At 61.9% G+C, this 7632-nt stretch carries 5 protein-coding genes and 1 pseudogene; all 6 read left to right on the top strand.

The features are described from left to right. The first annotated feature begins 11 nt into the window (after window positions 1-11). The 6 genes and pseudogenes from KF886_23450 (at window position 12) to KF886_23425 (ending at window position 7626) form a co-directional block, all read left to right on the top strand. The gene (locus tag KF886_23450) at window positions 12-431 is read left to right on the top strand and encodes a hypothetical protein (GenBank protein MBX3180317.1); all 420 of its coding nucleotides are present in this window, start codon (window positions 12-14) and stop codon (window positions 429-431) included. A 23-nt stretch (window positions 432-454) separates the two neighbouring features. Continuing rightward, window positions 455-1354 (top strand): annotated as a pseudogene (locus KF886_23445) (hypothetical protein). 11 nt (window positions 1355-1365) lie between these two features. Next, the gene (locus KF886_23440) at window positions 1366-1899 is read left to right on the top strand and encodes a hypothetical protein (protein MBX3180316.1); all 534 of its coding nucleotides are present in this window, start codon (window positions 1366-1368) and stop codon (window positions 1897-1899) included. Between the two features lie 669 nt (window positions 1900-2568). After that, window positions 2569-3594 carry a DUF932 domain-containing protein gene (locus tag KF886_23435; GenBank protein ID MBX3180315.1) on the top strand — a complete coding sequence of 342 codons (1026 nt, stop codon included), beginning with the start codon at window positions 2569-2571 and terminating at the stop codon, window positions 3592-3594. 25 nt (window positions 3595-3619) lie between these two features. After that, window positions 3620-3883: a hypothetical protein gene (locus tag KF886_23430; protein MBX3180314.1), complete on the top strand. Its 264-nt coding sequence runs from the start codon at window positions 3620-3622 to the stop codon at window positions 3881-3883. Between the two features lie 221 nt (window positions 3884-4104). After that, window positions 4105-7626 carry a DUF3883 domain-containing protein gene (locus tag KF886_23425; GenBank protein MBX3180313.1) on the top strand — a complete coding sequence of 1174 codons (3522 nt, stop codon included), beginning with the start codon at window positions 4105-4107 and terminating at the stop codon, window positions 7624-7626. Window positions 7627-7632: the final 6 nt, after the last annotated feature.

Raw genomic sequence — 7632 nt, 5'->3', positions numbered from 1 at the left:
GGTTGTATTTCATGACAGAAATGGATTTTGATGATATTCACTGGCCCGCACTACGATTCGGCGCACCGGATTGCAGTGTATTGAAGTATGACTCAAGCGAGGTGTTTATTTACGCATCCACCAAGAAGCTTGCCAGGTGGAAGAATATGGAGTATTACTTTCTCGTGGATTCGAAGGGAACGAGGTACTGTCTAGAGAGTCCTGAATATGCTTCCCCGCCTTCTCTACTTGCAAAACTCATGGGCCGAAAGTCGCGAGTCAGGTGGCGCGTAGGCATTATTGATACCATTACAGTAGCCGAACTACGGAGACTGGTTCTAGCCGACATTGAGAAGTACCAATCTTTATGGTTGGCGAGAGACATTGAGACAATCGAAAAATCGCTTGATCGGGCACAAACGATAGAGGATATCATGCAAATGCTGGGCTAGGTCGATAATACTGCGGGACTCATGCCAACCCCTACCTCTTCACCGGCCGCCAATGGGACGCGGAGCTCGGCTATTACTACTACCGCAACCGCTACCTCGACCCCACCCACGGACGCTTCGCCAGCCGCGATCCCCTCGGCCTCTGGGGCGACCCGCTGAACCTGGGGAACGGGTATACGTACGCCGCAAGTAACCCGTGGTCGCTGGTGGACCCGTTTGGGCTGGCGGCGGGCGGGAATTCGAATCAGGAAGGACCGCTTGGCAAGATGTGGCGCGGCTTCTGGAAGCGCATTTGGGACCTTGGTCTCTTTGTTCTGGAGGCCGATAAGTTGATGAAAGATCCCGATCATCTTGCGGAACAGACGCTCAAGGCAACGGATGAAGTAAAGTCCACCATTGGCGCGGTTAAGGAGGACCCCGTTGGCGCCGCAAGAGCAGTGGGGGATGCTGCTAAAGAAAAGTTGCAGAATTTCGGGTGGGAAGATGCAGGTTACGGGGCCCCGGACATCGCCATGTCCATCAAGAGCCTCCCAAATCTCTTGAGGGAAGCGGGGAACGTTATCAGGGCGGGTGCTGTCAAAGAAGCAGTCAGTCCTCCTCGTCTTCGAGACCCGAAAACAGGCAGATTCGTTTCCGATCCGAATAATCCACCTTCACCCTACACGTTCACAGACGCGGAGCGGCGGAAAGCATGGCGAAAACTGGCGGAGGATCCAAACTCTGGACTGACCCCCGACCAGCGTGACATGATTAGAGAACGTGGCTGGCGTGGACCGCAACAACGAAATGACTATGGAGAGTTAGAGACGATGGAACTATCTCATGAACCAGTTCCACTTAGAAAAGGTGGCAAGGATGTTGTTCCGCTCTGGCCTGAAGAGCACGCTGCGAGAGACCCGCACCGAAGGTTGAAAAAACGCTAAAGGAGCAAGCCATGGTGCAGTTGCGAGGTGATGAGTATGCCGACAGCGGTCGAGACATACAATGGGCTATGGTGGACCAGGTAAAGAGGTATCCGGACAAATCCAAGAGGCCAGATCACATTTTATGGAATGGCAGAGTAGTTAAAACCTATGACAGAATTCCCGTAGCCGAAAGTGGACTTATCCGTGCTGAATTCTTGTCGGTAAAGCCTGAATTCGAGCAAGGATTCGATTTAAAAGTATACGATGGCTGGCTCGAGTTGGAAAAAGGCGAGCGGGTGGATATCCTGAGGACCTGGAAGGATAATCGATACGAGGACTCTGTTGAATACCCCTTTTTCTGTAGAAAGGGAGAAATCGGCGTCTGGAACGTCTTCAAACGCATGTATGGTAATGATCGCGTGGTAGAGGAAAAGTGGACGGGCAACGCGGGGTTCTGGGTTGAGGAATTGTCGGAATCAGAACGTATTTATCACTGCAGCCATGGCATGGCGGATCCCCCGGATTTTGAGGCGTTGGTGTTTAAGGTGAGCATTTTCCGCTAGCAAGATGCGCAGCACGCGCAATTACTCATAGGGCCACGCTCCGGTCTGATCGGTGGTGCTGCGACCTGAAAAGACAGTCCAACGCCCGCCCAGACTCGCACCTCGCGACGACAGGCTCTGCCAGCCGCGACCCGCTCGGCCTCTGGGGCGACCCGCTGAACCTGGGAAACGGCTACACCTACGCCGCGAGCAACCCGTGGTCACTGGTGGATCCGTTTGGGTTGGCGGCGGGTGGGAATTCCTTCCTCGCCAATTTCTTCTCCGCAATCGTTGACCCGGAAACGTACCGCGACTACGGGATCTTCGCCTACAAGGAGGCGGCGCTCGGCGTCGGCGACTGGGCCGTGGAACGCGGGCGGTCACCTGGCGCATGGCGGCGGCCCGACGCCGGCCTCCTCCGCCCTGCCGCTGTCCGAAGTCTTACGCATAGGCGGATGCCTTGAACAATTACGCCGCATCCTGCAGGCGATGCCGCGTTCTCTCCCCCATTCCCGACCCGGAACTTGACTAAATGTCACGTTCGCGTATGCTCCCCGCATAACCCTCCAAGTTGATGCTCTTTGAAAAACGAACACGCGTAGACGGGATACCCCCGTCTTCCATGCCTTATGGGAGACCGGTGGTGCAACACGGTTTTTCAACGGGTTTCAACAACTAGGAGATAGTCTCATGGCCCATTTGACGCGAGCTCACAATGAGCTCTTCCGGCGTTCGCCGGATGAACAGTATGCGAACCTGGAGGCGCTCACGCGCCATTGCAACGAGCAGCGCGAGCGCTCGGAGGAGAAGTGGAACGCGCCTTCGGCGATCCGCCCGGAACTGGATGAGGGAACGCTCACCCTGCGCCTGGGCGAGGATGGCGTCTACCGGCTCAATGACTGGAGCTTCACGCAGGTCTGCGGCCTGGCGAAGGTCAGCAAGGACACGGTGAACAAGCTCCGGCCGGAAACGGCGGTCGCGGCGCTGCGGGAAACGCTCCCGGCGGGATCGCGGCCCATCCAGGCGCTGGTGCAGCCGGGTGGCATCCGCTCCATTCACGGCGCCAGCTACACCCGGCTGCACAACGCGGACTTGCTGGATGTGGTTCGCGAGGTGGCGGGCGACTTTTGTCCGCCGCAGCAGGCGATCACGGGTGCGAGCGGGCTCTATTGCGGGGAGCAGGACATGTTCTGCTTCCTCATCGACCCGACCGGCTGGACCGAGATCCAGGGCGAGGCCTTCGCTCCAGGGTTCTTCCTGTGGAACTCCGAGGTGGGCAAGCGCTCGATTGGCGTGCAGACCTTCTGGTTTCAGGCCATCTGCCGGAACCACATCGTCTGGGACGCCGTGGAAGTCGTCGAATTCACCCGCAAGCACACCGCGCGGGTCCACGATTCGCTGAATGACATCCGGCGGATCATCGAACACCTCGTCTGGAAACGGGACGAGCGGCGCGACGGTTTCGTGCGCGTCATCGAGAATGCGATGCGCACGCGCATGGGAACCGATGCCGAGGAGGTCCTGAAGGCCCTCCACAAACACGGCATCCCCCGAAACCTCGCGCGAGAAGCCATCAGGGTTGCTGGCGACGGCAGCGGTTTCTCGCTCTTCGCGGTCATCGACGCACTTACGCGCATGGCCGGAAAGCTGCCCAACGCCGGCGACCGCATCGAACTGGACACGCGCGCGTCGGGCCTGCTGGCCCTCGCCGCGTAAACACAACCCACGAAAGGAGGCCCACATGGCCAACAGCAAGAAAAGCACGGCGAACAAGCCCGTGGAAGAGCTCCGGCTCGGGACGATCAAGGCCGCCATCTGGCAAAACGAGTCGAAAAACGGACACCGCTACAACGTCCGGATCACGCGGCTCTACAAGGACGGCGAGGAGTGGAAAACCTCCGACTCCTTCGGGCGGGACGAACTCCCCGTGGTCGCCAAGATCGCCGACATGGCCCACACCTGGATCTTCGGCGCCAGCCAGCGCACGGAGGACGACGACGAATAGTACTTGTTGATTGCGGCAGGGATTTTTCAATGGTTCGATTGCACCACCGGGCCTCCCTGCCCTTTTTTTACCTAATTCCACTGTACCTCGCAATATAGCACCTGTTATAATTCTACCCGGCAGTTCTACCGGGAGAATCACCGTTGTCGCCTCGTGCTAAGACAACTGCGGTGCCGCCGGATGCGGGTGAGCGCATCAAGGCACTTCGAGACACCCTCGGCTTGACGCAGACGCGTCTGGCCGAGTTGCTTGGCGTGTCCTTTGCCTCGGTGAATCGCTGGGAAAACGGTCAGACCCGTCCGAGTGATCTGGCCTGGCAGCAAGTGGCCGGTCTCGAAGCACACGGCATCGATAGCCTCCAGTCCCCTCGCTCCGCAGCGCGCGAGGAACGCGACCTGTATAGCGAGTCCCCCGCGCCGGAGATGGACTTCATCGCCAACCCGGATCACGTCTGGCTCGTGGCCGAGGGCGAGCGCCTGACCTACGGCCACCTCTTCAATCCCGCTTTCGCCACCGAGACGGCGCTGATCGATCCCCTGCCCCACCAGCGCATTGCCGTCTACGACCGCATGCTGCTCCAGCCCCGGCTGCGCTTCCTGCTGGCCGACGACGCCGGTGCGGGCAAGACCATCATGAGCGGGCTCTACATCCGCGAAATGCTCTCCCGCCGTCTGATCCGTAGGGTGCTCGTGGTCCCGCCCGCAGGCCTCCTGGGCAACTGGGAACGGGAACTCCGCGCCCTTTTCGGACTCCATTTCCGGATCATCGAAGGGGCGGACGCGCGCAAGGGCAACCCCTTCGTCGGCCCCGGCAGTGACCGGCTGGTGGTCAGCGTGGACACCCTCGCGGGCGACAAGATGTTCGCACGGCTCCAGGATCCCGCCGTGGTGCCCTACGACCTCATCATCTTCGACGAATGCCACAAGCTTTCCGTCCGGCAGGATCTGGACGGCGGCGTGAAGAAGACGGACCGCTACAAACTCGGCGAGGCGCTGGCCGGGGCCACGGCCCACGATCCCCGCTGGCAATTGCCCTGGCACGCCACGCACCTGCTCCTGCTCAGTGCCACGCCCCACATGGGCAAGGATTTCCCCTATTATTGCCTGTGGCGTCTGCTGGACCCCAATGTCTTCGCCACGCCCGAGGCCCTCGATGAATTTCCGGAGGAGGAGAAGCTCCGCCATTTCATCCGCCGCACCAAGGAGGAGATGGTCACCCTGGAGGGGAACCCCCTCTACCCCACCCGGATCACGGATACCCTCTCCTACGATCTCACGCCGGGGGCCAACAGCGAACAGGCCCTCTACGACAACGTGACGGAGTACATCCGCACCTACTACAACAAAGCCAAAATGCTGAACCGTTCTGCCGCCCGCTTCGCCATGAGCGTGTTTCAGCGACGCCTCGCCAGCTCCACCTGGGCCATTCTCCGCTCCCTCGAACGCCGCGCCGAGAAGCTCAGCGGCCTCATCGAGGACATCGAATCCGGCCGCATTAGCGAAGATGAACTCCGCCGACGCCAGGGCCACCTCGACGAGGAGGACTACGATGCCCACGAAGCCCGCACCGCCGACGAGGAAGGTACCAGCGATGGCATGGAGGAACGGGAAGCGGTGGAGGAAAAAGCCATGGGCGGCGTGGTCGCCCGCAATCTGGCTGAGCTACTGCTGGAGCGCGAGCAGGCCCAGGCTTTGGCCGCCCTCGCACGCCACGTCTACGACAGCGGCCAGGAGTCCAAATTCGACAAGCTCCGCTCCATCCTGGACGACCGCGCCCACAAGAAGGAGAAGGTGCTCATCTTCACCGAGCACCGGGATACCCTGGACTACCTCGTCAAGCGCCTCTCCGGCATCGGCTTCGCCGGGCGCATCGCCACCATCCACGGCGGCATGGACTACACCCGCCGCGACGAGCAGAAGGAGTTTTTCAAACACGATCACGCCGACGGCGGAGCCCAGTTCCTCATCGCGACCGATGCGGCCGGCGAAGGCATCAACCTCCAGTTCTGCTGGATCATGGTGAACTTCGACATCCCCTGGAATCCGGCTCGCCTGGAGCAGCGTATGGGCCGGATCCACCGCTATGGCCAGAGGCACGACCCCGTCGTCATCCTCAACCTCGTCGCGGGCAAAACGCGCGAAGGCCGGGTGATGAAGACCCTCCTGGAGAAGCTGGAGAGCATCCGCAAGTCCCTCGGGTCCGACAAGGTCTTCGACGTGATCGGGCGCCTCTTCGAGAATGTCTCCGTGCGGGACTATATGGTGCAGGCCCTCGACGGCGACCCGAACGATCCGGCGGACCCTTTCGCGGGCACCCTCACGGAAGAGCAGGTCAAGGCCCTCGCGGATCGGGAGCAACGCCTCTACGGCGACGGCGGCGACGTGAAAAAGGAGCTGCCCGCTATCCGCGAAAGCCTGGAGCGCGAGCAATTCCGCCGCCTCCTGCCCGGATTCATCCGGCGCTATGTCGAGCGGGCCGCACCCGTGCTGGGGATCGGCTTCGATGGCGACCCCGACGCGATCTTCACCCTGCGCCCGGATCAACCCGGTGCCATGGACGCCCTCTGGCCCGCGCTGGACGCCTACACCCCCCCGCAGCGGGAGCAGATGACCTTCTACCGGCCCGCCGATGGCGATCTGTCCGACCGCATCTGGCTCCACCCCGGCGATTATCTCTTCGATACCTTCCGACAGCACGTCTGCGACCGCTTCCGGCAGGATGCCCTGCGCGGGGCCATTTTCGTGGACCCCACGGCGGAAGCGCCCTATTTGATCCACCTCGGCCTGGTCCACATCGAGCGCGGGGCCGATCCGGCCCATCCGCCCCTGGCCCACGCCGAATGCCTGGAATCGCGCCTCTTCGCCCTCCGCCAAACGGCGGACGGCCGCACGGAGGAGTGTCCCGTGGAGCATCTCATGCTCCTCAAGGGCGGTCGCGGCATCCCCGCCGCCGCCCAGCCCATCCGCGCCAAGGCCCCCGCCCTGGCGGAGAAGGCCCGCGCCCACGCCACCGGCACCATCGCCGTCCCCCTGGCCGAGCAGCGCCGCGCCACGCTACAGCGGGAAATCCCCATGCGCGATGAGTTCATCCGCCGGGGCTTCGACTATCAGGATGCCGAGCTGGCCTCCCGGCGAACCCGCCTCTCCCAGCGCGTGCGCGAGGGCATCGCCGTGGCCAAGAAGCAACTGGAAGAGGTCAAACTCCAACAGCGCCACCTGGCCCAACGCAAGGCCGACGCCCTGGCCGTGCTCCACCGCGAGGCGGAACTTATCGAGCCGGGTGCCGTCCAGTTCCTGGCCCATGCACTCATTGTACCCACCGACGACCCCGCCGAGCGCGAGCGGGTCGACCGCGATGTGGAAGCCATCGCCGTCCAGATCGCCAGCGCGTGGGAGGAAGTGCGCGGTTCCACCGTACACGAGGTCTCCACCCCCGCCCTGGCCCGCGCCCAGGGGCTCGACGATCACTGCGGCTTCGACCTCCACGTCCGACGCGCCGACCGCAGCACCATCGCCGTCGAGGTCAAGGGCCGCATGCGCTCCGGAGAAATCGAGCTCAGCCCCAACGAATGGGCCAAGGCCTGCAACCTTGGTGATCGCTACTGGCTCTATGTAGTATATGACTGCGCAACGGCCCACCCCCGCCTGATCCGGGTACAGAACCCGTTTCAGAAGCTGGTTGCCAAGGGGGGCGGCGTGGTCATCAACGCGGGCCAGGTTCAGGCCGCGGCGGAAGGGGAATAGGAAAAA

The organism is Candidatus Hydrogenedentota bacterium, from assembly GCA_019637335.1.
Classification (GTDB): Bacteria; Hydrogenedentota; Hydrogenedentia; order Hydrogenedentales; family JAEUWI01; genus JAEUWI01.
The sequence above is the reverse complement of the archived record's forward strand: the minus strand, read 5'-3'. Positions and strand labels throughout refer to the sequence as shown.